This is a genomic window from Sinobaca sp. H24, from assembly GCF_023845525.1.
On the sequence record NZ_JALBWT010000037.1, the window covers coordinates 21,202 to 45,174 of the forward strand.

Genomic DNA, 23,973 nt, shown 5'->3' on the forward strand with positions numbered 1-23,973 from the left:
TGGCCTTTAGGTGTAAAACTACTAGAAAGCAGTAATGGTTTCAAGCGGTTTTTATTATTCCTATAAAGAAATAAGCAGAAATAGCACTATTTAATGAAAATTAAACAAGACAATTGCAATGGAGGATACTATGACACAATGGTTTGCCCACCGCGGCGTTTCAATAATAAAACCCGAAAATACAATGGCTGCTTTCCGTCTCGCAGAAGAAAGAGGTGCGGACGGTATTGAGCTTGATGTCCAGCTTACCCGCGACAACCGGGTCGTCGTTATACATGACCTGAGCGTTAACCGTACAACCAACGGCCGCGGATCCATCCGCAGCAAAACGTGGGAGGATTTAAAAAAACTCGACGCCGGATCCTGGTTTGGCGGTACGTATGAAGCTATTCCCCTTCTAGAAGAAGTGACAGAGTGGCTTGCCGGAAATAATCTGATTGTTAATATTGAATTAAAAGGACCATTAAAAACAATGCCCGAGCTTATCCGGGCCGTGAAGACTATTGTTGAACCTGTTCTGCCCGCATCCCGGGTTATTATCTCAAGCTTTCATCATCCTTCTGTTGTTTCTCTGCATGAAGAATGGGAGGAACCGGAGAAAGCACTGCTGGTTTCCTCCGGCCTGTATAAACCTCTCCGCTATCTGCAGCAGGCAGACGTCTTTTCGCTTCACGTAAAACGCCAGACTATTTCTGATAAAGAAATTGTCGAGCTGATGGACCAGGGCATTATAGTACGTGTGTTTACCGTTAACGATGAAAAAGCCCTGCAGCGCCTTGTGAACCTGCAGGTAGACGGCATTATGACCGATCACGGCATTCTGCCAATTACACTCTCCCACTAGACCAATATTGATAAAACAGGTGGTGCCTCTATGACTCGCAGCAAAGCTTATCTTCTTACTCTTATAGGGGCCTCTCTTTGGGGAACGATTGGCCTATTCGTTGAATATTTGTACCAGGCAGGCTTTACTCCATGGGAAACGGTAGCCATTCGGGCCGTGTTCTCTGCTGTATTTATTGTATGTATTCTCGCTGTTAAATTTCCACACTACTTGAAAATAAAAGCCAGGGACTTTCCCTTTTTTATGGGAACCGGCATTGTAAGTATTGTATTTTTTAACTACTGCTACTTTTTAGTCATCCAGGAGGCTTCTTTATCTTTAGCCGTCGTTCTTCTCTACACCGGTCCTCTTTTTGTGACGATTTTATCGAGGTTGTTATTTAAAGAGTGGCTCACGCCTAGAAAGCTGCTGGCTCTTGGCTTTACAATTACCGGCTGCGCCTTTGCCGTTGGTCTTCTGCCGGGCTTTCAGACGTCTGTGACCACTCTTGCCATTGCGGCCGGTATCGCTTCCGGCTTTTTCTACGCCCTTTATAGCATTTTCGGTAAATATGTAAGCCGGACGTATCATTCTATTACCATCACAGCGTATTCGTTTATCTGCGCCAGCCTGCTGATGATACCTACCGGGGGTATTTTTGCTAAAAGCAGCCTGCTGTTCCAGCCGCAGGTGCTGCTGTTTGCGTTCGGTCTTGCGATTATCCCGACGGTACTTGCCTATATCTTGTACACGATCGGTCTGACCCATGTTGAATCAAGCCGTGCTTCTATTCTTTCCACGGTGGAGCCGGTAGTCGCCATTATTATCGGGGTTGCTGTATTTGGCGACCGGCTTGATGGATGGCAGACGCTCGGGGTGCTGCTCGTCCTGTCCTCTGTTCTGCTTGTTGCCGAAACTAAGAAATCAAAATCCGCTCTTCTGCCCGAGAGTCCATAAATAAGCCAGCTTTCCTTTGATTAGGAGAGCTGGCTTTTTCTGCGCAGTATTTCTGCTGTCTGTGCGGCTTTTTTTAATGCAATCACGTGCATCGTATCGTCTTTCATAATCACGATCAGCCTCTTTTTTTCCGCATAGGGCGAGCCGACGCGGTTTGCCTCATCATGTTCGAGTGCAGACGGCCCCTGTGATACCTCAATTCGTTTCATCTGATCAATCGGAAGCGCCAGTGTCTGCAGAGAATGCTTAAGTATCCTCCCTATTTTGGCACGTGTGCGCACAAAGTACACATACACTGCCGCAATAACGAGCAGCAGAAGAATGCCAGCAGCCATTTTCATGTTTATTCCCTCTTTTCTATTTATCCTGCCAGGGTCTATTCTAACAAAATATCGAATCCGCTTTGCAATTCTTTTATTCTCCCTATAAAATAAGAACAAATGTTCGTAAAATGGTTTGTTTTTTTTGCTGTATTTACCTTTTGTTCATATAGAAGCATATCTCACACCCTGATTGTTGCACGGAAGAATAGAAAGGAGGGAACATCGTGGCTTATTATTTATCACATCTTCTGGGAAAATGCCCTCAGCTTGATCACTATATTCATACCCACAAACAAGCGCTCTCTTCTCCTCTTCTCCGGCAGTTTCTTGCCGATCCTGTTCACTGTAATTTGTTTATAGAGGCAGTATGCTGTAAGAAAGAAGGAGATCAATCAGCGCTCGATAAAGCATTCCGGCAGTATCGGGAGGAAAAGAAATTAACAGCGTATATTTTAAAGTCTCTTCATTGGCACGCAGTACAGTTTGATAAAAAACACCGGAAAATAGAAACCCTTCAGCCGCTTATTGTGGACAGCGATACGTGGGAAGAGCCGGTATGGGAAGCGCCGCTGTCCTCGCATGTTCTTGCCGAAGAGCTGGAAAGCAGAACGCTGTATACCGCCTATCAGGCATTAACTTCACATCAACAGTGGATTTTGCAAAAAAGCTATGCAGAACAAATGAGGGATTATTGCAAAACAAATGAGGGACCTGAGGGATATGACGCCTCAGGCTATTTACCGGTCCAGACATCAGGGCCTTTCCAGACTTTACGCTTATATTACAGCGACCATCTATTAAAAGGAGCGAGATATAATGACAGCCTCTCTATATGTCTTAGCAGAAAAAGCGAAACAGCAGGACCGGGAAGCCATGTATGACTTTCTGCAGAAATTTGAGCCCTTTATTCAGAAATCGCTGTCGCAGACAAAACCGCAGAACCGGGAAGATCTGCGCCAGGATCTTCGATTAAAGTGTATGGAATGCGTCCACCGCTTCGAACCGGGCCGGACGCCGGGGATTTTTCGAATTTGTCAACACACTCGAACACAATCAAAAATAACAGCAGAATCGGGTTTTTTAATCGCTATTTCCTTTTTTACACGGAATAGGACCTATTATATGTCTTACATGTCAATCTGATGACAGGGTCTTTAAGACTATATAACGCTTTGCAAATCCCCTTCTCTTTCGGTGCTTGTCCGGCTTATACTAATAAATGACAACAAACCTGACATTTTAAACAGCAGCAGACAGGTATCGATTAAAGGGGGATTATGGTGAAAAATCGTTTTTCATGGATGAAGTGGGGAATTCCGATAGTTATTGTTCTTACGCTGGGATGGGCTACGTATTATTTTGTTACTCCTACCTTCAGCCATCAGTATCAGCAGTTGACCGAACGTGTAGAAGTTGGCGTTAAATACACTAATCCCGAGGACTCTATTGTTTATATCCACCCCTACGTCGAAAATCCTAACAACGAGGAAATCACCTGTTATCACGATGATCAATTTGTAGAGATACGCGTGCTTGATGAAGACGGTAACCACCTTGATGAAGCGGTCTCTATGGAAGAAAAGCGAGGCGGATCTTCAACAGGCGAAGAAGTATTAAAGCCAGGCCAAAAAACCATGAACTCCACTTATTATAAAGTAGAACTTCCCGATAATGCTGATTCGATTCAGCTTGTCTATAATGGTTCCGTGAAGGATCAGCATGGTATCGACCAGGTAGAGGAAACGATAAATGTAAACCTGGACTACTTGATTATGTAGAATAGATGATAAACCAAAAACGGCTTCGTGCTCATAGAGAGCACAAAGCCGTTTTTTATTCTGACATATTTACAAATATATCATCAACGTTAGGCGTCTCGGAAATGTACTCCATTTCTTCGAGCCAGCTGATCGTTTCCTCCCAGGATTCCCGATCCTGGCTGCCAAAGGCTTCGTCTTCTGTTTCCATTTTATCCATCAATATATTCAGGCTTTCTTCTTCTACTTCCCGTTCCAGCGGAAAATTTTCCTGATCCTCATTCTCAAATAAAATGTCCAGGCTTTCTTCCGGATGATCTTTCATGTATGTGTAGCCTTTTTCTGCCGCCGTCCAGAAGGCATTAATTTTCTCTTCTTCCACTGCCAGCGTCTCTTCATTTGTGACGAGAACAAGCTCGTAAAACGGAGGAACGCCGTAATCGACCGGATTAAAATATTCTACAGACGTACCGGCATGTTCCAGCACAGGTACTTCATGATTAATGTATGCCCCGCTTACCGCATCGGCCCGGTCACTTACGAGAGAAGACTGCAGCTCAAAGCCGATGTCTACCAGATCTACTTCTTCGAATTGGCCGCCGTCGTCCTCCACCATCGTTTCTACAATCGGCTCATTAACCGGAATACCCGGATATCCGACGGTCCGGCCTTCTAAATCTCTCGGCCGTTCTATGTCAGAGTCCGCTTTGTACACAATGTGGTTAAGAGGAGACCGTACAATGGCCGCAACGCTTACTACAGGAATACCTTCAGTACGCGCCGTAATGACGTCCGGCTGATAGCTGATACCAAGATCCACTTCCCCTGCAGCGGCCAGATTCAAAGGATCCGTCGGATTCGTTGGAAACATAATATTCACGTCGAGCCCCTCTTCCTCGAAGTATCCTTTTTCCTGGGCCGTGTACAAATAGCTGTGCACCGCGTTGGGGTACCAGTCCAGCATAATATCAACTTCCTGCAGCTCTTCGTTTTCTGCCTGCTGTTCGCTTTCGCTTCCACATCCCGCCAGTACTGCAGCCCCTGCAGCAAACAGTACGGCCTGCCTGATCCATTTATTCCGCTTATTCATTATCTATTTCCTCCTTTTTTTGTAGTTGCATATTCTACTGCTTTTACTGCCAAAAAAAGACCAATGCCTACGAGCGACAACAGAACAATCGGTGCAAATACGCCGGCTGCGTCCATCTGCGTCATCATCCTGCGGCTGAAATATCCGAGTCCCGCATCTGCTCCCAGCCATTCTCCAATAGCCGCACCTATGACACTCAGCGTAACTGCAACTTTTAATCCAGAGTAGAAAGAAGGAAGGGCCATCGGTACCTGAACTTTTCTGAAAATCTGCCAGCTTCCGGCGCCCATCGTCCGAAGCAGATCCTGCATATCCCTGCTTGCTGTCCGAAGACCGTCAAACGCCCCGACTGTGATTGGGAAAAAAGTAATCAGCACCGTAACAGCGACTTTGCTCCACATGGAATAGCCAAACCACAAAACAAAGATCGGAGCAAGTGCAATAATCGGTATGGTCTGCGACGTGATAAGTAAAGGAAACACACTCTTTTCCACCACCCGGCTCCGGCTCATCAGCACCGCAATGCCAACTCCGCAAACAATTGAGATGCCAAGTCCGGTTCCTATAACGAGAAGTGTGGCCGGCAGGTGTACAAGAAATAATATATCAGCGAGCTCCACCAGCCGTTGCAGCACCGCAGACGGTGCCGGCAGTATATAAGGCGTGTCATACCAGCGGGCTCCTGCTTCCCAGATAATAAAAAAAACAGACGCAAGCAGAGCCGCTCCGATGTAAGAAACGCCTGTCCCTTTCCAGCCATTCATCGCAGCCTCTCCTCCCTGCGCATTCTTTCAATCAGCTCCCGCTTCAGCTTTAAGAGCTCCGGGTGATCCCGTGCCCCCTCGTCTCTCGGCCTTGGAAGCGGGACAGTAATTTCCGTGAGGGGACCCTTTATCGGCGGTTCGGTAAATAATAAAATACGATCGGATAGAAATAACGCTTCTTCGATGTCATGGGTAATAAAAATAAGCGTCTGCCTTGAAGCCTGCCACTTCTCAAGCAGCCACTCCTGCATCATAAAACGGGTTATGGAATCAAGCGCACTGAATGGTTCATCCAGCATGAGGATGTCGTTTCCTCCTACTACGGCACGAAGAAAAGACACGCGCTGCTTCATTCCACCGGACAGTTCATGTGGATACTTATGTTCGAGACCCCCGAGGCCGAATGCTTCTAAATGAGCGGATACCCGTTTTCCTGCCTCTTTTTTGGAAAGACCGTTTATTTCCAGAGGAAGCATGCCATTCTCCAAAATGGTGCGCCAGGGCAGCAGCATATCCTGCTGCGGCATGTAGCCTACCCTGCCAAGCCTTATGCCGGAATCTGATCCGTGCAGATGCACAGACCCATTGACTGGATTGCTTAACCCTGCGGCAAGCCGGAAGAACGTTGACTTTCCTGAGCCGCTCGGTCCAAGCAGGCTGACAAATTCTCCTTTCTCCACTACAGCCTGCACCTGCTCGAAGATCGGTGCATCGGTATCAGCATAGGCATAGGTCACATCCCGAAATTCCAGTGCCGGTTTCTGCTTTTTATTCATTTCCGCCCCCTTTTTTACATGTGCCTTGCTTTCCCGGAACTTGTATCTGCACACAAAAAAGCCGCTCCAGTAGAGGAGCGGCGGAAAAATCGTTCTATCATTAAAAACAGCACGAGAGGCTGCTTTTTCAGGTGAACATTCCGCACTTTCCTCCGCTGGTGTTATCCAGATCAGGTTCCAGGGTTAGGATGAATATCATCCCTCTCAGCTTTGCAGCACCCCTAGTGCTTGTTATATGATTTGTCTTTGCCTCTTAAAGATAGCACATATTCGAAATGGTTCATACCGGAAGTTTTATTCCAGAAAAATCTCTGCTCCTGTAACACGTACACGCATGATATGATTAAGAAAATGTCTACATTAGGAGAGTCTATTATCGCTGATACCATACTCACTATACATCTTGCTGCTGTAGCAGTAGTTATTCTGCTCGCAGGTGCTGTTTATATATTTCACAAGACCAATATGAATCGGACCGCTGTTCTTCTTCACTACCTGCTTCGATTCTTCTATCTGCCGCTGCTGTTAACCGGCGGGCTTGTTCTCGGTCTTCGTCCCGTTTATTTAGGCGGCCTGTTTAAACTGGCCTGCGGCTTAATAAGCATCGGATTAATTGAAGTTTACTTTGTTCACTTATTCAAGAACACCGGCCACCCTCTCTTCGTCCGTTTTGTGATAGGATTTGTTATATTTACTATTATTTTAGGATTGCTGCTCCCTCAGGGCATTTATTTACTATAAGACGAATTTGACACATAAAGGAGCGTTTTCCCATGGCAAAAAACAAAAAACAATTTGCTGTTATAGGCCTAGGCCGATTTGGAGGGAGTATCTGTCGGGAACTTTATCATTTAGGCTATGAAGTTCTTGCGATTGATCAGGATGAAGAAAAAGTGGACGAATACGTCACGTATGCTACGCAGACAGCCTGCATCGACTCTACGGATGAAAAAGCATTAAAGTCCCTGGGTCTTGGCAACTTTGACCATGTGGTTGTCGCTATCGGTGACCATATTCAGGCAAGTGTGCTTACGACACTTGTATTAAAAGATATGAACGTACCGATTGTCTGGGCCAAAGCCCAGAATAAATACCATCAGAAGGTGCTAGATAAGATCGGCGCTGACCGGGTAGTACACCCGGAATTTGATATGGGAATCCGTGTTGCCCACAACATGACTTCGGAAAAAGTTATTGATTTCATCGACTTGAGCAATGATTACACAATTGTCGAAGTGTATGCTACAAAAAAACTACACCGTAAAACCTTGATTGATTCAAATGTCCGGGCCACGTATGGCGTGACGATTCTTGCGATTAAACGAAATGAAGACGTTAATGTATCTCCCCGCCCTAATGATCAAATTGAGCAGGGAGACATGCTGATTGTTTTAGGTCACAAAGATGAGATCCGCCGCTTTGAGAACGAAGGCCTTTAGATTTAAAAGATTTCCGTTTTTAATGAAGCGGGGTCTCCCAAAAGGTACCCCTGACCAGCAAAATGCTGCCAGCCAAACCAGGCGCACGCTTTCGGCAGGCCATGCCTCAGCTAAAGAGAAAACCTTTCTTTATCTTCAGCGATGGCTGGTCTGCCTGAGTCGGCACCTGGTTATTTTTATGATTTTTCATAAGAGTCAGCTTAAAAAAATAAATAGCTCAACGATGCAAAAAGAACCTCACATCCTTGTAAAGTGGATGCGAGGTTCTTCATTTATTTCCTCATAGCATGATAAAAATATTTTTTGGGACAGTCTCTTTTTAATAAGATTCTTCAAAAGTGGTTGGATTTTCTTCGAATCGAACGCTTTTGCCTGTTTCGCTGCTCTCATAGAGCGCCTCAACGATTTTTGTCACTTTCATCGCCTGCTCCGGCTTCACAATAAGCTCTGCTTCACCTGTGCAGGAATCCACAAAATTATTTGCCTGATAGTACGGCTCTATATTATCGATTTTATTAATTTGAGCCGTGCTGTTTAACAGGGTGCCATATTTAGATTGATACAGTTCAAACGGAAAGAGCTGTAAACCGCCTTCTACTCCGGAAATGCTCAGCTGTTCCGTATCTTCTTTTATATTAGCTGCCCAGGAGCATTCCAGCTGCATCGTAATATCGTTTTCAAATGTGATATATCCGGTTACATGGTCTTCCACGTTAAATGTGTTCTGGTCAAACTGACCCCACTCGTTCGTGAGATTCGGCGCTTTGCTCAACCGATCGTACGTTTTTGCCATTACTTCCAGCGGCTTCGGATTTCCAAGCAGCCATAAAGACAGATCAAGCAGGTGACAGCCGTAATCAATCAGGCTTCCTCCGCCCTGGAGTTCTTTATTTGTAAAGACGCCCCAGCCCGGAACTTTCCGACGGCGCAGCGCCTGGAAACGACAGACGAGCGGGTCACCGATTTCATGGTTCTCCATCATCTGCTTGGCAATTTGGGCTTCCGGCCCAAAGCGGTAGTGAAAGGCAATAGCAAGAACCGAGTCTGTTTTTTCAGCGGCTTCTATCATGCGTTCGCATTCTTCTGTTGTGATAGCCATCGGCTTTTCGCAAAGAACGTGAATGCCGCGGTCCAGAGCCTGTACTGCTATATCTGCATGAAACTTGTTCGGCGTGCAGATCACAACGGCATCTACTTCTTCAAGCATTCTTTCAATGTTGTGATATACCCGGGCAATAGAAAAAGCAGCTGCTACTTCCTGAGCCCGGTCCTGATTAATATCATATACGCCTTCAATGGAAACTTTATCTTCCAGCTGCTGAAAAGTGGGAATGTGCCTGGACTGCGCGATTCCACCTGATCCAATGATGCCAATTTTTAGCTTATCCATTAGAATATACCCCTCTAGTGTCGCCATCAGCGTTTAACAGCGGTTGTGCCGGCAATAGGTTCAAGCGGCTGAGCGTTTCCGTAAACCGGCTTTGGTGTGGCCAGTCCAGCTGCCCAGTGCACGCCGTTACGTATCACACGCTGAATGTCTGCATGGTAGTACGTCGGATACGTTTCATGTCCAGGGCGGAAATAAAAGATTTTTCCACGCCCGCGCTGAAAAGTGGCACCACTTCTGAATACTTCTCCACCCTCGAACCAGCTGACAAATAACAATTCCTCCGGTACAGGGATGTCAAAATGCTCCCCGTACATTTCTTCTTTTTCCAGCTCAATGAATTCTCCTATGCCTTCTGTAATAGGATGCGTCGGATTGACGACCCAAAGGCGTTCCTTTTCATCCGCTTCCCTCCACTTCAAATCACAGGAAGTACCCATCAATTTTTTAAATATTTTCGAGAAATGGGCAGAATGCAGTACCACCAGTCCCATTCCTTCCAATACGCGTTCTTTCACACGCTCTGCGACTTCTTCGGTCACTTCGTCATGAGCCTGATGACCCCACCAGATAAGAACGTCTGTATTGTCGAGAACCTCTTTTGTTAATCCGTGCTCCGGTTCGTCCAATGTAGCCGTGCTTACATCAAGTCCCTCTTCTCTCAGGAAGCCTTGAATCGCTCCGTGAATTCCTTCCGGATAAATGGAAGAAACCACTTCGTTTTCTTTCTCGTGCCTGTTTTCGTTCCATACAACTATTTTCATAAAAGCCTCCTGTATTCATTATAATATATTTTCGTAATAAATTAACCTTTTGTTGCTCCAGCGGTCAGCCCGGAAATGAGCCATTTCTGCAAAAATAGATAAATGGTGGCAATCGGAAGCGCGATCAATACGGATCCCGCAGCAAATCGGGTGAAATTATTAGAAAACTGATCATTTACAAAATTAAATAATCCCAGTGCCAGCGTATAATTTTCTTCACTTCTTAAAATAATGCTGGGCAGAAGAAAATCCATAAAGGGCATCATAAAGTTAAACAAGGCAACGATTGCCAAAATCGGCTTTGCCAGGGGAAGAAGAATCGTAAAGAAAATTCGGAAATGACCAGCTCCATCCATCCTCGCTGATTCATCAAGTTCTTTTGGAATCGTATCAAAATATCCCTTCACAAGAAAGGCGTTCATCGGAATGGCTCCGCCAATATAAATCAGCATAAGACCGGCCAGCGAATCAAGCAGACCGATAATATTTAATAGAATATAAAGAGCTACCATTCCCATTAATACCGGAAACATCTGCAGAATTAAGAAAGCATAAATGCCGTACTTTCTGCCTTTGAAACGGTATCTGGAAAAAGAATAGGCCGTTAAGGCGACGATAAATGTAGCGACGACAGAAACGGTAACGGCAACAATTAATGTATTTTTATACCAGGTTAAATACATGCTGTCAGGATCGGTGAACAGCCAGATGTAGTGTTCCAGGGAAAAATTCTCAGGAATAATGCTGGAGGAATATAGACTCGTGCCTTCGTTAAAGGAGAGACCGAGTGTCCAGAGCAGTGGATAGGAGATGACAGCAAACATAAAAGCAATCACCAGATAAATACCCGCTACCTCAAGCCTTGATTTTAGTTTAGATGACATTTATATTTCCCCCTCTTCTTTAAATGACCTGGTTCTTCTAAACTGCAGAATAGCAAATACTGCAATCATCAGCCCCATAATCAAGGAAATAACTGCCGCCATATTGAACATGTTGTTCTGGAAGGTTAAATCGTAGACCCAGGAAATGAGGATATCCGTTCCCCCGGCATTCTGACCCCGCACGGCAGGTCCGCCTTCATTAAACAAATAAATAATATTAAAGTTGTTCAAGTTCTGCGCATATTGCATGATAAGAAGCGGTGCGGTGGCAAACAAAACGTGAGGCAGTGTGATAAAGCGGAATTTCTGCCGTTTTGAGCCCCCGTCTACTTCCGCTGCTTCGTACCACTCTTTGGAAATGCTCTGCAGTACGCCGGTAAAAAGCGCAAAGACAAACGGAAAGCCCAGCCAGACCTGAATCATAATAAGCGCCGTTCGCGCCCAAAACGGATCGGTCAGCCACGGCAGGCCGTACCCCAGCAGCGGTTCCACAATGCTTCGGTTAACCGCTCCGAAATTATCATTAAATAGTGCAGCAAATATTAAAATAGTAACAAAAGCCGGCACGGCCCACGGAAGAATAAAGATCGTCCGGATCAACTTTTTGCCCTTGATTCGTTCATCATTAACGAAAACCGCTAAAATGAGCGCAAGCCCAATCTGCAGGGTGGTTGCGACAAATGTCCAGACAAGCGTCCATGCCAGAACGGATATAAACGTTTCCCGCCACACGGGTACATTTACAATATCTATGAAGTTTTCAAAACCGACCCAGTTTAATAAGTTACCCGGCGGTGAATTGTAGCGGTTATAGTCTGTGAAAGCGATGAGCGTCATAAAAAGAAGCGGAAAAACGACTACAAATATCAGGAGAAGCAGTCCCGGTGTTACCATTACATATGGAAAGGCAAAATCCCACCAATCTCTTAGAGACTGCATAACAGAAGGGATCTGCCACCCTTCTTTTAATTTAGCCGCATCCTTTCTCGCGTCCAAAATGTTTAATATATAAAAGCCCAGAGCAACCAGGCAGAGAAAGACAGCCAGTACCCCTTGAATAAGAAGTGTTCTGGAATCGTCAATCCCTTCTAGCGTCCCAAGTGTCCGTATGCCCCACAGCCCAATATTTATAAATTGAAGAAATGTAAGAACAAACGATAAAGCAAGAACAAATAGAATCGATCCTTTTATCCACCGCTTATTATAAAATTGTCCAAAGCCTGGAATAATACTCAATAAACCAGCCGTTCTTACACTATGCTTTTCGGGATGCTTTATTTTTTTATTTTTAGTCATCAAAAGCTCCTCTCCCCTGCTTTCTTTTATCTTTCAGGTGGTGCCTGCATTTCAATATTTACGTTAATTTCTTCAACTGCTTCATTTAATACTTCTTCTGCATCATCACCCTCAGAAATAAACTGCTGGGCATCTTCCATTGGGTCCCAAACCTGATTTATCTCAGGAGGATTCGGCATTGCTTCAGAACGCCGGACCTGTTCAGCAAAACCGGATAAAAAAGGATCTTCCTGAATCAGGTCGGACTCTACAACGGCTTTGTTTCCGGGAATATGGCCTGTCGTTTCCACATAAGAAGTTGAACTTTCTTCATTCGTCATATAGAAAGCAAGCTCTTCTGCCCAGTACCTGCGTTCCACGTCAATGAAGCTTGAAACAAGCCACCCCTGGACGCCGGAAAATGAACGAAGTGCTTCCCCCTCATCAGTTGTAGGAAGCGGAGCAACGCCGAGATTGTCTTCACCCAGTGCCTGCTGGTAATCCCGTAAAGACCAGGGACCGCTTACTACCGCTCCGACATTTCCTTCTTCGAACAACCCATTCATAATGTCTGCGTTAACACCGCGGGGCAGGTACCCTTCATCGAACCAGGACTGCAGCATCTCTGCGCCTTCTACGGCTCCGGCTTCATTCAATCCAATATCGTCTATGTTGTAAGTGCCATCTTCATTTTCACCGAATACATATCCCCCGAATGCGGTCATAAAAGGATACGTAAAGTAAAAGTTAATGCCTTCCATTAGAAAGCCGTATTCATCCTGGGAAGCATCTGTCTCTTCCTGTGCAAGCGTTTCTAATTCTTCAAGCGTCTCCGGCGGCGTTTCTGTAATCGATTTATTGTAATAGAGGGCATAGGTTTCCTGAACAGCCGGCAGACCATATAACTCTCCTTCATAGGTCATGGCATCCAAAGCAGCTTCCTCATACTGATTCCGCTGTTCTTCCGTAATGTCTATAGGAACCGCCAGTCCCTGCAGGGCAATATCACCAATTCTGTCATGCGGCTGAAAAAACAAGTCAGGTCCTCTTCCGCCGGGGCCATCCAAGGACATTCCCTCAGTCTGTTCATCAATCGTCATACCCCGCAGATTCACTTCAATACCGGTTTCTTCTGTAAACTGCTCTGTAATATCTCCATAGGCCTCAACAGCAAGTTCCAGGTCAGATGTCCATATGCTGAGTGACTCCGGTTTCCCCGGGTCTCCGCCTGTGCTGTCACCACCGATTACTCCCTGCGCATCTCGTTCAGGAGCACAGGCTGTAAGCAGCAAAGCCGGGATAAGCAGGCTGGTTCCAAGCCATTTACTACGTTGTTTCATTATGTAAAAACCTCCTTAAATATAATCCGAAACGTTTCGGATAAAAAGTAAAATAATAGGCCTGATTCTAAGAGAATATATTGTTTAATATAATCAAATCGAAACGTTTCGGTTTCTATACAATAATTATAGTAAGCGTTTTCAAAAATAGCAAGCAGTATTTTATGAAGCAGAAAAATAGGCGCATCCCATTCTTTCCTCTATACTAATAAAAGATAAAAAAAGAGGAGGAATCAGCATGCGGCAGTCCCCTTGAATTGCAAAAAAAGGAGCTGGGTCCAGCTTTCCTACCGATCACGCATTGACGAATGCGGCGTCCCTTGTTCCATCTGAAGAAAAGGCTGTTTTTTTAACCTTTGATGATGGACCGAGCCGCTGCACCCACCAACTTTTGGATATATTAAAAGCCAAACACGCACAGGCGACATTTTTCTGGCAGGGACGGCTGATTCATCCAGAGCGGCCGGCAGTAAGGGTTATTGAGGAAGGCCATACGCTTGGTTCCCATACCCACCGCCACCCTAACCTTACGTCGCTTTCCTATGATAAACAAAAGCACGAAATACAAAGCAGCCTTCAGGCCATTAAAAGCATCAACCCTTCACCCATCGAATATTTCCGCCCCCCCTACGGCCGCTATAATGAGGAAACGGTCCGCGTCGTACAGGAGCTCGGCCTCGAACTTGTGATGTGGGACACCGCCTCCTTCGACTGGAAAGAAAAAAGAGTCCGGACGCTATCATTCCAAACGTCATGGACTCTGTACAGCCGGGATCAATTATTCTCCTGCATGAATTGCAGCAGACCGTATCCGTTCTCCCTGAACTGATTGACCGTCTTCATCTAAAAGGCTATACGTGCCTGGCCCTTCCTTCTCACTGAAGCGGATAATCATGGTCAATCGGCCGGAAGAAATTGATGCGGGTTACTTCAGCTGCCGTTTTGGAATCGCGCTTTTCCATCGCATGAATAATCTGTTCATGCTCCTCTATCGATTCTTCCGTCAGTTTAATGGAATCGTGGTAGAACAGCCGTCGAACGTGCGACTGCAGGGAAAGGGTTGTTTTGGAAATATACGGGTTCTCAATACTGTCGACGATAATATCATGAAATCTTTCATCCCACTGCAGCGCAGCCCGGTGATCACCGGCCTGAATCGCTTCTGTAAACATTTCATTTATCCCGCGCAGCTCTTTTATCGTTTCCTGATTCATATCCTTCGCTGCTATTTCCGCAGCCAGCGCCTGCAGCGAAGCGAGCGGAGGAAAGATCAGGACAGCGTCTTCCGGCTTCACTTGCGTTACCTGTGTGACCACTCCGGGCTTCATTTCTACGAATCCATCTTCGTTTAATAGCTGCAGCGCTTCCCTAATAGGTGTTCTGCTTACTCCAAGCGCCTCCGCCAGTTCGGAGTCGTTAATTTTTTTTCAGGCTGAAGCGTTCCGTTAATAATCCATTGCTGAATTTGTAAATACGCCCGGTCTTTTGCGGATTTTCTTTCCGGTATAGGTAAATCGGATGGAATCGGCACAGTCTATATCACCTTTCACGTCTTTTTCGTTTAATTAAAGTATAAAGCAAATAAAATATCCGCGCTACAGCGTGCTTTTCCCTCTTAACTATGATATATTCTAATATGTAATATATTGCATATGTATATTGTTAGGAGACTTGCTCTATGGAAAATTTACCAGCCTATATATTGATGGCTGCTATGATGTCTATGCTTCCCGGAGCAGACACCGTACTTATTATGAAAAATACACTCTCGCACGGCGCTAAAGCCGGACGCTTTACGATACTTGGGATGGCTACAGGCCTGACTTTCTGGACGATTATTGCGGTATTGGGATTATCTGTGGTTATCTCCCAGTCCCCTGTCCTATTTGAAACGATTAAATATATGGGAGCCGCCTATTTATTTTATTTAGGCGTCCGTTCCTTTACGACGAAAAGCTCTTTTTCTTTCAAAGAGGTTCAGAAAAGCGCGGATGAAACAGCCGCTGCCGGCAGCAAGGGGCATTCCAGAGACTCCTATCTGCAGGGAGTGCTGAGCAACATCCTGAACCCTAAGACAGTGGTCGTTTATATCACCTTTATGCCGCCGTTTGTAGATATGAGCGGTAATGTACCCCAGCAGCTGATGGTTCTGGGCGGTATCTTAACCGTTATCGCCGTCACGTGGTTTCTTGTGCTCGTTTTTGTACTCGGCCACGTGCAGCGCTGGTTAAACAGCCCGCGCTTTCAGCAGATATTCCAGAAATCGACCGGTCTTGCTTTAATGGCATTCGGTGCAAAATTGATTTTCTAAAAAAACAATCTAAAAAACCGGCTTCCTTTTAAAAGGAAGCCGGCTTTTTCATATTATTTACTGATGAGGTTCGATCTTTAAAATAGATCCACACAATGCCGAGCGCTGCCAGGGCAAAGACACTTCCCATCACAAATACAGCGTTTAAGCCGAGATTTTCAGCCACGGCTCCTCCAATAAGAGGACCAAGAAAAATACCGAGCGCATAAAAGGACTGATAAAATCCCATCACGGAATTTTTCAGCTGATTGGCCGGGAGCCGGGCAATATTAGCAAGCAGCAGCGGAAGTACAACACCGAGCGCCAGTCCAATCACGCCGTGCACAAGGCTTAAGGTCAGCAGCGAGTTAGTAAGCGGCACCACTGCAAGCATAACGACGGTTAAAACCAATCCGCCGATAAAATAGAACCGCTCCCTTTCCGCTGATATAGAAGCAAAGGCGACGCCAAGCGACGCGGCGGCATGAGGCACAAAAAAGCCGGTCATAAGCCAGATCAGTTCGCTTTCCGTCACACCCAGCGAACTGGCGTATAGCGGCGTAAATCCGAAAATAGTAATAAACATAATCGCGTGGCACAGCATGGATACCGTTGTTACCGGCAGCAGATATTTTACTTTCAGCGTCCCGGTGACATAGTCCGACAGCTTCATTTTTGGAGCACTCCCGGTTTCCACCGGCACCACTTTAACCCCTAAGGCAAGCACGAGGCCGAGGACAGAAAAGACAACGGCAATCCAGAATGGCAGTGCCCAGCCAAGCTGGGAGACGAGAAATCCGGCACTTGCCATGCTGATAAACTGAGGCGTTACCGTTAAGAACTGTACGGTTCCCATCGCCCGCGAAGATTGATCAGGCCGGAAATACTGGGCATACATAATGGTGGCCATGACCCACATCGCTGCCGTTACACCGGCAAACAGCCGGGCCAGTAAAATAGGGAAAAAGGAATCAAAGTAAATTAACATCAGCCCGCTCACAATAGCAAAGGCAAAACCCGCTACATACAGTACTTTGCGCATATGCTGGAGCCGGTCGGAGAGAATACCGAGCGGAAACCGCAGCAGCACCTGGGTCACACCATAGCTTCCAAGAATGATGCGATCATATCCAATGGAAAAGCCTGGTATTCCAGGTATAAGCTGAATGTTGGAATATAAATATACGTAGCAAACCAAAAACAAAAAATGCTGGCTAAAAATAATATATGGTGGCGGAGCGTAATGGTCGTTTTCATGTAGTACCTTCTTTCAGCCGGAACTTATTCGCTGGTGCCTTTTATTAAGTCTACTGCCTCTGCGGCAGAAGTCACCGGAGTGTGGCAGGAATAATTTTCGCATACATAAATAGTCGTACTGTTTTCCAGCTTTTTATAGCCTTTTATAAAACGTACCGCCGGCTGCAGCTCTTCCGCCTCTTCCGCTACGAGGAAGGTAACGTTCGGATGAAAGTCTTCCTGAAGCGTGTCGACGATATACTTGGTTTCTTCATCCTCCATGCTGGAAAGAATAACCACTTCTTTGGAAGACGCTACAAGTGCACCAAGCGCCTGCAGAAAATACATATGGCTTTGCGGATATTGGGCCAGGTTTCCGGAAAATGCCTGTACGCATGCTTTTGCAGTGTTCTCAAAAACAGGATCTCCTGTCAGCCGTCCCAACCGGAGCAGCTGGTAAGCAGCTATACTATTTCCGGATGGCATCGCCCCATCGCTTGTTTCTTTCGGACGTACGAGAAGAGACTCCGCATCGCTGCCGTAAAAGAAAAAGCCGCCTTCCGCTTCATCCCAGAACAATCGGATCATTTCATGTCCGAGTGATTTAGCCTGTTCCAGGTAGTGCAGTTCAAATGTACTTTCATACATTTCAATCGAGGCCCACAGCATGTTCGCATAATCCTCCAGAAAGCCTTTATGCTTTACTTCGCCGTCACGAAAGCGGACCATCAGGCGTTCATTGTTGTACAGTTCTTTTTCAATAAAGGAATAAGCCTGCTTGGCCGCAATTAAGCTGTCTGCCTTTTTAAACACCCGGCCTGCTTTGGCCAGAGCCGCAATTGTAAGGCCGTTCCAGGAGGTAAGAATTTTATCATCTTTTAATGGAGCTGTCCGTTTTTTTCTGGCTTCAAAAAGCTTATGCCTGGCTTCTTCCAGCCTTTCACGGAACTCTCCTTCGTCGATCTGGAAAGAAAGCGCGGCTTCTGATATAGAAGAGCCGATCATATGAGGAATATTTTTGCCTTCAAAATTACCATGTTCGGTAATATGATAAACGGCGCCGTACTGCTCCGCCAGATCGTCTCCGAGAACCTGCTTCAGTTCGTCAGGTGTCCAAGTATAAAATTTCCCTTCCACGCCTTCAGAATCTGCATCTTCTCCGGAATAGAAGCCGCCTTTACCATCCTGCATGTCCCGCAGCAGGTAGGTTTGTATGTCTTCAGCCGTTTTCCGGAAACGGCGCTCTTTCGTGATTTGATAGGCTTCGGTGTATGCCATCAGCAGGAGTGCATTGTCGTACAACATTTTCTCAAAATGCGGAATAAGCCACTTCTCATCCACGGAATATCGGGAAAAGCCGAATCCGATGTGGTCATATATACCGCCGGATGCCATGTGATCCAGCGTCTGCACGGCCATATTAAGCGCTTCTGCTTCATTTGTATCCTGATAATAGCGAAGCAGAAACAGAATGGTGTGAGGCGTTGGAAATTTCGGAGCAGAGCCGAAGCCGCCGTGCAGCTTGTCAAAGCTGTGAAACAGCTGCCCGTATCCCTGAGCCAGCGTTTCCCGGCCAATGTCCATCTGGCTCGATGTATCTCCCGGCTGAAGCACGATTTCCATCTGACTGCTCACCTGCTCAATTTTAGCAGGGTCTTCCTTGTACTTGTCTGACAGCTGGGTGACGACATCCGTGATCCCAGGCATCCCCTGCATACTCTTTTTAGGAAAATACGTTCCGGCGTAAAACGGCTTTTGATCAGGCGTCAGAAATACGTTGAGCGGCCAGCCGCCGCGGCCTGTCATCGCCTGGCATGCTTTCATATAGATGGCATCAATATCGGGACGTTCCTCGCGGTCCACTTTGATCGCAATCATCCGTTCATTTAAAAGCGCCGCTGTTTCTTCATCCGCGAAGCTCTCCTCCTCCATCACATGGCACCAGTGGCAGGTGGAATACCCGATGGAGACGAGGACCGGCTTATTTTCTTTTCGGGCTTTCTCAAATGCTTCCTCGCCCCACGGAAACCAATCGACGGGGTTATCTTTATGTTGAAGTAAGTAAGGTGATTTTTCATATTGCAGTTTATTCATTCAAACACGTCCTTTCTTTCATAGTATAGACGAAAAAGAAGCCGCCCAAACGGCGCCTTCTTTATTTTCTCATAGTTTGTCGTTTTTTTCTTTCGAGTCCTTTTATCCGGCTTCGAGTGTTTCGGTAACGCCCCATATTTTTGTGTTGCCGTCGTAGTAATTCAGTGCAATATCGAGATCATGAAAATAGCGGTGCAGCATGCGCACGTCTTCTATTTCCCTGTTGGCAGCCACACTTTCTGACAGGCTTTTTATCTCACCAAGGTCTTCTTCAAGACTGGCGCTGTCCGGATCCATTTCGTTCACATGCTCTATGTTTTCCTCTGCCTGATCGATCTGCTTGTCCATTTCAAGACTCTGAAGGCCGCCATAACCGGCTGTATTGTTATAAAACTGATGAGATGTCCTTACTATCTCTCCAATATCCTCATGGTCTTCTCCTACGGTCTCCTGGATTTCCTCTACTTCTTTTTCAGTCTGAGCCTGCTGTTCTTGCTGGGCCGTTACGTACAAATAGGCTGAAACGCCAATAACAGCCAATACTGCACCCGTAATCCATAATGCTGTTTTCATGGTTCTCCCCCTTTTTTCATCCTTTACTACTCTAACAATTTCCCTCTTTCTCTGTAAATATTATACAGGAACTTTCATAGAACGAAAAAAACGCCGTCCTGCTGGACAGCGCTGGATATTTTTACAATTTTTTGATGCGTACTTTACTAATAGTTCTTCCTTTGGTTTCCAGTATTTCAAACGCCAGCTGATCGCGTTCCAGCATTTCCCCTTCTTCCGGGAAGCCGTTATGCTCTTTGAGCAGATATCCTGCAAGCACATCCTCTTCTTCTGGAATCTTCGTATTAAATGTAGAGTTCAGACGTCGCAATGTTACTTTCCCATCGCAGATCACCTCGAAATCAGAGACTTTCTTAATACTTGCTCCCTCTTCGAGATCCATTTCGTCTTCGATTTCCAGACCGATCATCGCTTCAATAATGTCCTCATGCGTCAGAATCCCTTCGGTGCCGCCGTATTCATCCAGAACGATAGCCATATGTTTCTTTTCTTTCGTCATGCGGCGGAACACCCATTCAATTTTATGGAATTCATAAACAATCAGCGGATCGGGTGAACTAAAGGCTTCCAGCGGCTTTTCTGATTCCATCGCCCAGGAAATTAAATATTTGGAATGAAATACTGAACAATATCATCAATATCATTATCGTACACCGGGTATCTTGTATACGGCTTAGCGATAACAATATCCCTCACTTCTTCGAAAGTAGAGCTGAGCGGTAAGGCTTCCATCTCTACGCGAGGCGTTTTTCAGCACGTCTTTTACATTCAGGTTATAGAAATCAAGCATCCTTTAATACGTGGGATTCGGCCTCATCGAACGTTCCTTCGGAGCCGGCAATGTCAACCATCGTCCTGAACTCTTCCTTTGACACCGATGCTTCCTGTACCTCTCCTTTGGCCAGAACCTTGTTATAGCCCCTGTTAATTTATTAAGAACAATCGTAATCGGCTTAAATATGATGACAAAAAATCGGATAATTGGATAAACCAAAAGTGAAATTCGATCTGCAAATGTTGCTGCGACAGATTTTTGGAATCACTTCGGAAAAGATAATAATAATAACAGTAAGAATAGCTGATGCAATACCAATACTTACGCCATATTGAATCGCAAGTGCCGTAACGAGCGTCGGCAGCAGAATATTTGCTATGTTATTACCAATTAAAATGGTTGTAATAAATTCACTGGGTCGCGATAACAGATCAAGCAGCCTTCCTGCTTTTTTTGTCTCCGTTTTCCGCTTTTGTCTGAAGCTTCATTTTGTTTGTTGCCGTCAGTGCTGTTTCACTTCCGGAAAAGAAAAAAGATACGAATAATAAGATGATGATCGCAACGATCACTGGGGGTTCCTCCTTGGCTATGTGCAATGACATAATCGTTAGTTTATTAAGTGTGCAGATAAATCCTATGTTTATTATACTTACCCTTAATGCCTGCTGTATATCCTTATCGTTTTTTTCATTCGGCGCCCTTTTTAAACATGCTATACTTGAAAAAAGAACAGCTGAAGCTATACTGCAGCGAGCGAAAGGAGCTTGTTTCACGTGAAACAACCGGTCATTCAAAAGCCCATTCCTTATTACGAGCAGTTTTACCATTCTCTTAGAGCCATGATACTGGAAGGCACGCTTATCCCCGGTGAGCGCATTAATGAAACGCAGCTGGCGAAGGATTTCGGGGTAAGCCGAAGTCCGATCCGTGAAGCCATCCGGGTGCTTGAACGGGAAGGACTTATCGTTTCCGATGAGAAAGCTAAAGTAATGGTGTATCAGCCTACGTTTCAGGATGCAGAAGAAATTTATCAGTGCAGACAGGCTTTGGAATCGTTTGCCGTGCGCTTGATGATAGATGCAGCAGGGGCAGATGAAACCGAACAGCTCGGACGGGTGCTTGACGAAACAAAACAGGCTGTACACCGGGAAGCCCCGGCCCGTGAGATTATCGAGCTGAACGAATCCTTTCATAATCATATCATTCTCTTCAGCAGAAACAACCGCCTTAAAAAACATATTGGTGAACTTCGCTCGTTAATATATCTGTTCCGCACTTATAATTTTACCGGTACTGAAAGAGCCTTAACGATAGAAGCCGAGCATGCAGCCATATACCGGGAAATCAAAGATGGTAATAAAGAAGCTGCCGCAAAAGCCATGACGGATCACCTGGAGCACGACCTGAGCTATTTGAAAGAACAGCTGCAGGCGAAAGCACTTATTGTATAAGCGCGTTAGACAAAATAAAAGCCCGGCTGGGATGCCGGGCTTTTGTCTGTATTATGCTTGAAGGCGGCGGATAATTTCGTCTTTTACCTCTGTTGTTGTAGAGGTTCCGCCAATATCACGGGTCATGATGCCGTCTTCAATAACGCCTTCAATCACTTCAAGTAAACGATCAGCTATTTTTTCTTCGCCGAGGTGATCAAGCATCATTTTGGCCGTCCAGATCTGACCGATGGGATTAGCAAGCTCTTTGCCGACAATATCAGGTGCGGAGCCGTGTACAGGCTCAAACATAGAAGGATATTTTCCATTCATATTAATGTTCGCAGCCGGGGCAATACCGACGCTGCCCATAATAGCTGCCCCAATGTCGGTTAAGATATCACCGAACAGGTTACTCGCCACAATGACATCAAACCGTTCCGGGGCTGTAACAAAAAACGCAGCCAGCGCATCAATATGCTGGGAATCTGTTTTGAAATCCGGATATTCCAATGCTACCTCTTCAAAGATTTCATCCCAGAAAGGCATGGAATGAATGATTCCATTGGATTTTGTTGCGCTCGTTACTTTTTTCCCGCGCTCTGAGGCCAGTTTAAACGCATGCCGCACAGCCCGCTCCGTCGCTTTTCTCGAAAACACTGCGCTTTGAATAGCTATCTCATCTTTCCCTTGATAAATACGGCCTCCGACTTCGCTGTATTCCCCTTCGCTGTTTTCACGAACGACCATAATATCAAAATCATTGGGATTGGCAAGCTTTGACTGCAATCCTTTAAACGTTTTCGCCGGCCTCATGTTAAGCACCTGTTCGAAATTACGGCGGATATTGATTAAGAGTCCCCATAAAGAAACATGATCAGCTACCAGCTCCGGGTTTCCTACAGCTCCAAGAAACACAGCATCGAATTCTTTTAATGTCTCCAGACCGTCATCGGGCATCATTTTTCCATGCTCTAAGTAATATTCACAGCTCCATGGAAACTGCGTGAATTCAATCTCCACTTCTCCGGAGGCCTGCACTGCAGCCTGAACAACTTCCTCTGCTGCGGGTACAACTTCTTTTCCAATCCCATCACCAGGAATACTTGCTATTTTTAATGTTCTCATCTATTCGCCCTCATTTCCGTCGACCGTCGACTTTTTGTCATCATATCGCATCCGCTTCTATTTGTAAACGCCTCCATTTCTGCTGTAAAAAAGAGCCTCCCCTTTTATAAAGAGAAGACTCCTGACTTTTAGCGGCGGGCCGGACGGCTGGGACGGAACTGCTGCCGCATAATATTATAAATCGCGGACACGTAGCTCATCGGATGGGAAATTTCTTCGTTCTGCATCGTGTAGCGCTCCATCTCGATACGGCCGGACCGTGTGCTCATGGACGTCGACAGGTCTTCATTGTAAATCGCCATCGCCCGCTTTAAATAATACTGGTGTTCTTTTTTCAGTTTGCTGTTGGCGGACAGTTGATGGGCTATGTCGTCGCGGACTGCCCGGGATAAGTCAGTGCGGTCCCGCGAGGACAGAATCAGCATATCCATTAAATGAAGCGTTTTGGCACCGGAATGCTCTTCAATTTTACGCTTGGCTGTAATGATGGAGCTGAGCATTATTTGGTACAGCGCCCCGTACGCAATAATATTCAAAAGGCTTGTTAAAAAGCCGCCTCCGAACAATTCAAACAGATACAGACCAGCATTGCGGTACAGCAGGCTCCCATAAATAATGTTGAGTACAATAGAAGCAAGCAGCCACTCCATAGCAATCATACCGAGGAATACGGCGTAGTTTCGGTTCAGCTTGTCTTTAAGCATACGGCGGAGGGCAATGGCAAGAGTGAAGAGCAGAATCGGCGTCATAATAATGACGAGTAAGTCAAAAAAGTTGGCACTTCCTGTGGGTACGGGAAGGGACGTAATGCTCCCTGTTCCCCCGGAAATAATCCCGCGGCTGCCTTCAATAGCTGCAAATATCATAT

The 23,973-nt window shown here is 45.9% G+C and carries 27 protein-coding genes, 2 pseudogenes and 1 riboswitch; of the genes and pseudogenes, 10 read left to right on the top strand and 19 right to left on the bottom strand.

Features of this window, described 5'->3' with window-relative positions:
* Positions 1–130 precede the first annotated feature (130 nt).
* Together MMY81_RS27675 and MMY81_RS27680 are read left to right on the top strand one after the other, a co-directional pair.
* A complete protein-coding gene (locus MMY81_RS27675; protein WP_252315328.1) occupies positions 131–844 on the top strand; it encodes a glycerophosphodiester phosphodiesterase family protein in 714 nt (237 codons plus the stop codon).
* Positions 845–874: 30 nt separating this feature from the next.
* Positions 875–1,780, top strand: a complete 906-nt coding sequence (locus MMY81_RS27680) for an EamA family transporter (RefSeq protein ID WP_252315329.1) — start codon at positions 875–877, stop codon at positions 1,778–1,780.
* A 20-nt stretch (positions 1,781–1,800) separates the two neighbouring features.
* Here the strand turns inward: MMY81_RS27680 and MMY81_RS27685 are convergent, their stop codons facing one another.
* Positions 1,801–2,121 carry a hypothetical protein gene (locus MMY81_RS27685; protein WP_252315330.1) on the bottom strand — a complete coding sequence of 107 codons (321 nt, stop codon included), beginning with the start codon at positions 2,119–2,121 and terminating at the stop codon, positions 1,801–1,803.
* Between the two features lie 206 nt (positions 2,122–2,327).
* Here MMY81_RS27685 and MMY81_RS27690 point away from each other — a divergent pair, with 206 nt between their 5' ends.
* The 3 genes from MMY81_RS27690 to MMY81_RS27695 all read left to right on the top strand — a co-directional run bounded on the left by MMY81_RS27690 (position 2,328) and on the right by MMY81_RS27695 (position 3,881).
* A complete protein-coding gene (locus tag MMY81_RS27690; RefSeq protein WP_252315331.1) occupies positions 2,328–2,984 on the top strand; it encodes a hypothetical protein in 657 nt (218 codons plus the stop codon).
* Positions 2,977–3,246, top strand: coding sequence for a helix-turn-helix domain-containing protein (locus tag MMY81_RS35940; protein WP_374562946.1), 270 nt, complete (start codon positions 2,977–2,979; stop codon positions 3,244–3,246). Before MMY81_RS27690 ends, MMY81_RS35940 begins: the two co-directional genes overlap by 8 nt.
* A gap of 137 nt (positions 3,247–3,383) precedes the next feature.
* Entirely contained in the window at positions 3,384–3,881 is a 498-nt protein-coding gene (locus MMY81_RS27695) for a hypothetical protein (protein ID WP_252315332.1), read from the top strand.
* A 55-nt stretch (positions 3,882–3,936) separates the two neighbouring features.
* Here the strand turns inward: MMY81_RS27695 and MMY81_RS27700 are convergent, their stop codons facing one another.
* From MMY81_RS27700 to MMY81_RS27710, 3 genes are read right to left on the bottom strand one after another with little or no spacing between them, the layout of a single operon-like run.
* The gene (locus MMY81_RS27700; RefSeq protein WP_252315333.1) at positions 3,937–4,950 is read right to left on the bottom strand and encodes an ABC transporter substrate-binding protein; all 1,014 of its coding nucleotides are present in this window, start codon (positions 4,948–4,950) and stop codon (positions 3,937–3,939) included.
* Positions 4,950–5,714 carry an ABC transporter permease gene (locus MMY81_RS27705; RefSeq protein WP_252315334.1) on the bottom strand — a complete coding sequence of 255 codons (765 nt, stop codon included), beginning with the start codon at positions 5,712–5,714 and terminating at the stop codon, positions 4,950–4,952. Before MMY81_RS27705 ends, MMY81_RS27700 begins: the two co-directional genes overlap by 1 nt.
* The gene (locus MMY81_RS27710) at positions 5,711–6,490 is read right to left on the bottom strand and encodes an ABC transporter ATP-binding protein (protein WP_252315335.1); all 780 of its coding nucleotides are present in this window, start codon (positions 6,488–6,490) and stop codon (positions 5,711–5,713) included. Before MMY81_RS27710 ends, MMY81_RS27705 begins: the two co-directional genes overlap by 4 nt.
* 130 nt (positions 6,491–6,620) lie before the next feature.
* Positions 6,621–6,723: riboswitch (TPP riboswitch) on the bottom strand.
* Positions 6,724–6,841: 118 nt separating this feature from the next.
* Between MMY81_RS27710 and MMY81_RS27715 the strand changes: the two genes are divergently transcribed.
* Together MMY81_RS27715 and MMY81_RS27720 are read left to right on the top strand one after the other, a co-directional pair.
* A complete protein-coding gene (locus tag MMY81_RS27715; protein ID WP_252315336.1) occupies positions 6,842–7,231 on the top strand; it encodes a DUF1516 family protein in 390 nt (129 codons plus the stop codon).
* Between the two features lie 32 nt (positions 7,232–7,263).
* Positions 7,264–7,929, top strand: a complete 666-nt coding sequence (locus tag MMY81_RS27720; RefSeq protein WP_252315337.1) for a potassium channel family protein — start codon at positions 7,264–7,266, stop codon at positions 7,927–7,929.
* Positions 7,930–8,248: 319 nt separating this feature from the next.
* On the opposite strand, the gene MMY81_RS27725 is transcribed toward MMY81_RS27720, so the two are convergent.
* Genes MMY81_RS27725 through MMY81_RS27745 form a run of 5 tightly spaced genes read right to left on the bottom strand, consistent with a single transcriptional unit; the run spans position 8,249 to position 13,579 of the window.
* On the bottom strand, positions 8,249–9,319 hold the full coding sequence (locus tag MMY81_RS27725) for a Gfo/Idh/MocA family protein (RefSeq protein WP_252315338.1): 1,071 nt from the start codon (positions 9,317–9,319) through the stop codon (positions 8,249–8,251).
* A gap of 26 nt (positions 9,320–9,345) precedes the next feature.
* Positions 9,346–10,080, bottom strand: coding sequence for a ThuA domain-containing protein (locus tag MMY81_RS27730; RefSeq protein ID WP_252315339.1), 735 nt, complete (start codon positions 10,078–10,080; stop codon positions 9,346–9,348).
* A gap of 41 nt (positions 10,081–10,121) precedes the next feature.
* Positions 10,122–10,964 (bottom strand): sugar ABC transporter permease, encoded by an 843-nt coding sequence (locus MMY81_RS27735; protein ID WP_252315340.1) that lies wholly within the window; start codon positions 10,962–10,964, stop codon positions 10,122–10,124.
* A complete protein-coding gene (locus MMY81_RS27740) occupies positions 10,965–12,260 on the bottom strand; it encodes a sugar ABC transporter permease (protein WP_252315341.1) in 1,296 nt (431 codons plus the stop codon).
* Between the two features lie 26 nt (positions 12,261–12,286).
* Positions 12,287–13,579, bottom strand: a complete 1,293-nt coding sequence (locus tag MMY81_RS27745; protein WP_252315342.1) for a sugar ABC transporter substrate-binding protein — start codon at positions 13,577–13,579, stop codon at positions 12,287–12,289.
* Positions 13,580–13,880: 301 nt separating this feature from the next.
* Here MMY81_RS27745 and MMY81_RS27750 point away from each other — a divergent pair, with 301 nt between their 5' ends.
* Complete coding sequence (locus MMY81_RS27750; RefSeq protein ID WP_252315343.1) at positions 13,881–14,408, top strand: polysaccharide deacetylase family protein; 528 nt, start codon at positions 13,881–13,883, stop codon at positions 14,406–14,408.
* Between the two features lie 46 nt (positions 14,409–14,454).
* Here the strand turns inward: MMY81_RS27750 and MMY81_RS27755 are convergent, their stop codons facing one another.
* Complete coding sequence (locus tag MMY81_RS27755) at positions 14,455–14,907, bottom strand: GntR family transcriptional regulator (protein WP_308215511.1); 453 nt, start codon at positions 14,905–14,907, stop codon at positions 14,455–14,457.
* Between the two features lie 24 nt (positions 14,908–14,931).
* Positions 14,932–15,000, bottom strand: a pseudogene (locus MMY81_RS34655) (GntR family transcriptional regulator); the annotation flags it as partial.
* A gap of 257 nt (positions 15,001–15,257) precedes the next feature.
* Between MMY81_RS34655 and MMY81_RS27760 the strand changes: the two are divergent.
* Positions 15,258–15,890, top strand: a complete 633-nt coding sequence (locus MMY81_RS27760; protein WP_252315344.1) for a LysE family translocator — start codon at positions 15,258–15,260, stop codon at positions 15,888–15,890.
* A gap of 28 nt (positions 15,891–15,918) precedes the next feature.
* Here MMY81_RS27760 and MMY81_RS27765 read toward each other — a convergent pair whose 3' ends face one another.
* From MMY81_RS27765 to MMY81_RS27785, 6 genes and pseudogenes are all read right to left on the bottom strand, one after another.
* Positions 15,919–17,037: an MFS transporter gene (locus MMY81_RS27765; protein ID WP_374562948.1), complete on the bottom strand. Its 1,119-nt coding sequence runs from the start codon at positions 17,035–17,037 to the stop codon at positions 15,919–15,921.
* On the bottom strand, positions 16,965–17,126 hold the full coding sequence (locus tag MMY81_RS27770) for a hypothetical protein (RefSeq protein ID WP_252315346.1): 162 nt from the start codon (positions 17,124–17,126) through the stop codon (positions 16,965–16,967). The genes MMY81_RS27765 and MMY81_RS27770 overlap by 73 nt, the downstream gene beginning before the upstream one ends.
* Before the next feature lie 24 nt (positions 17,127–17,150).
* A complete protein-coding gene (locus tag MMY81_RS27775) occupies positions 17,151–19,199 on the bottom strand; it encodes a thioredoxin domain-containing protein (protein WP_252315347.1) in 2,049 nt (682 codons plus the stop codon).
* A 102-nt stretch (positions 19,200–19,301) separates the two neighbouring features.
* Complete coding sequence (locus MMY81_RS27780) at positions 19,302–19,772, bottom strand: hypothetical protein (RefSeq protein WP_252315348.1); 471 nt, start codon at positions 19,770–19,772, stop codon at positions 19,302–19,304.
* A 121-nt stretch (positions 19,773–19,893) separates the two neighbouring features.
* Entirely contained in the window at positions 19,894–20,154 is a 261-nt protein-coding gene (locus tag MMY81_RS34660) for a transporter associated domain-containing protein (protein ID WP_308215513.1), read from the bottom strand.
* A pseudogene (locus MMY81_RS27785) lies at positions 20,140–21,116 on the bottom strand (hemolysin family protein); the annotation flags it as partial. The gene MMY81_RS34660 and the pseudogene MMY81_RS27785, both read right to left, overlap by 15 nt.
* A gap of 204 nt (positions 21,117–21,320) precedes the next feature.
* On the opposite strand from MMY81_RS27785, the gene MMY81_RS27790 reads away from it, so the two are divergent.
* On the top strand, positions 21,321–21,998 hold the full coding sequence (locus MMY81_RS27790; RefSeq protein ID WP_252315349.1) for a GntR family transcriptional regulator: 678 nt from the start codon (positions 21,321–21,323) through the stop codon (positions 21,996–21,998).
* Positions 21,999–22,049: 51 nt separating this feature from the next.
* Here MMY81_RS27790 and MMY81_RS27795 read toward each other — a convergent pair whose 3' ends face one another.
* Both MMY81_RS27795 and MMY81_RS27800 read right to left on the bottom strand, forming a co-directional pair.
* Entirely contained in the window at positions 22,050–23,105 is a 1,056-nt protein-coding gene (locus MMY81_RS27795; protein WP_252315350.1) for a tartrate dehydrogenase, read from the bottom strand.
* Between the two features lie 128 nt (positions 23,106–23,233).
* Positions 23,234–23,971 (bottom strand): hypothetical protein, encoded by a 738-nt coding sequence (locus MMY81_RS27800; protein ID WP_252315351.1) that lies wholly within the window; start codon positions 23,969–23,971, stop codon positions 23,234–23,236.
* Positions 23,972–23,973 lie beyond the last annotated feature (2 nt).

Excerpts from the sequence above, each read along its gene's own strand:
- MMY81_RS34660 (WP_308215513.1), bottom strand. The coding sequence starts at position 20,154 with ATGGATCTCGAAGAGGGAGCAAGTATTAAGAAAGTCTCTGATTTCGAG.
- MMY81_RS27755 (WP_308215511.1), bottom strand. The coding sequence starts at position 14,907 with ATGAAGCCCGGAGTGGTCACACAGGTAACGCAAGTGAAGCCGGAAGAC.
- MMY81_RS27775 (WP_252315347.1), bottom strand. The coding sequence starts at position 19,199 with ATGAATAAACTGCAATATGAAAAATCACCTTACTTACTTCAACATAAA.
- MMY81_RS27760 (WP_252315344.1), top strand. The coding sequence starts at position 15,258 with ATGGAAAATTTACCAGCCTATATATTGATGGCTGCTATGATGTCTATG.
- MMY81_RS27680 (WP_252315329.1), top strand. The coding sequence starts at position 875 with ATGACTCGCAGCAAAGCTTATCTTCTTACTCTTATAGGGGCCTCTCTT.
- MMY81_RS27725 (WP_252315338.1), bottom strand. The coding sequence starts at position 9,319 with ATGGATAAGCTAAAAATTGGCATCATTGGATCAGGTGGAATCGCGCAG.
- MMY81_RS27685 (WP_252315330.1), bottom strand. The coding sequence starts at position 2,121 with ATGAAAATGGCTGCTGGCATTCTTCTGCTGCTCGTTATTGCGGCAGTG.
- MMY81_RS27710 (WP_252315335.1), bottom strand. The coding sequence starts at position 6,490 with ATGAATAAAAAGCAGAAACCGGCACTGGAATTTCGGGATGTGACCTAT.
- MMY81_RS27780 (WP_252315348.1), bottom strand. The coding sequence starts at position 19,772 with ATGAAAACAGCATTATGGATTACGGGTGCAGTATTGGCTGTTATTGGC.
- MMY81_RS27795 (WP_252315350.1), bottom strand. The coding sequence starts at position 23,105 with ATGAGAACATTAAAAATAGCAAGTATTCCTGGTGATGGGATTGGAAAA.
- MMY81_RS27770 (WP_252315346.1), bottom strand. The coding sequence starts at position 17,126 with ATGAAAACGACCATTACGCTCCGCCACCATATATTATTTTTAGCCAGC.
- MMY81_RS27735 (WP_252315340.1), bottom strand. The coding sequence starts at position 10,964 with ATGTCATCTAAACTAAAATCAAGGCTTGAGGTAGCGGGTATTTATCTG.
- MMY81_RS27675 (WP_252315328.1), top strand. The coding sequence starts at position 131 with ATGACACAATGGTTTGCCCACCGCGGCGTTTCAATAATAAAACCCGAA.
- MMY81_RS27705 (WP_252315334.1), bottom strand. The coding sequence starts at position 5,714 with ATGAATGGCTGGAAAGGGACAGGCGTTTCTTACATCGGAGCGGCTCTG.
- MMY81_RS27730 (WP_252315339.1), bottom strand. The coding sequence starts at position 10,080 with ATGAAAATAGTTGTATGGAACGAAAACAGGCACGAGAAAGAAAACGAA.
- MMY81_RS27745 (WP_252315342.1), bottom strand. The coding sequence starts at position 13,579 with ATGAAACAACGTAGTAAATGGCTTGGAACCAGCCTGCTTATCCCGGCT.
- MMY81_RS27720 (WP_252315337.1), top strand. The coding sequence starts at position 7,264 with ATGGCAAAAAACAAAAAACAATTTGCTGTTATAGGCCTAGGCCGATTT.
- MMY81_RS27800 (WP_252315351.1), bottom strand. The coding sequence starts at position 23,971 with ATGATATTTGCAGCTATTGAAGGCAGCCGCGGGATTATTTCCGGGGGA.
- MMY81_RS27700 (WP_252315333.1), bottom strand. The coding sequence starts at position 4,950 with ATGAATAAGCGGAATAAATGGATCAGGCAGGCCGTACTGTTTGCTGCA.
- MMY81_RS27740 (WP_252315341.1), bottom strand. The coding sequence starts at position 12,260 with ATGACTAAAAATAAAAAAATAAAGCATCCCGAAAAGCATAGTGTAAGA.
- MMY81_RS35940 (WP_374562946.1), top strand. The coding sequence starts at position 2,977 with ATGTATGACTTTCTGCAGAAATTTGAGCCCTTTATTCAGAAATCGCTG.
- MMY81_RS27715 (WP_252315336.1), top strand. The coding sequence starts at position 6,842 with ATGTCTACATTAGGAGAGTCTATTATCGCTGATACCATACTCACTATA.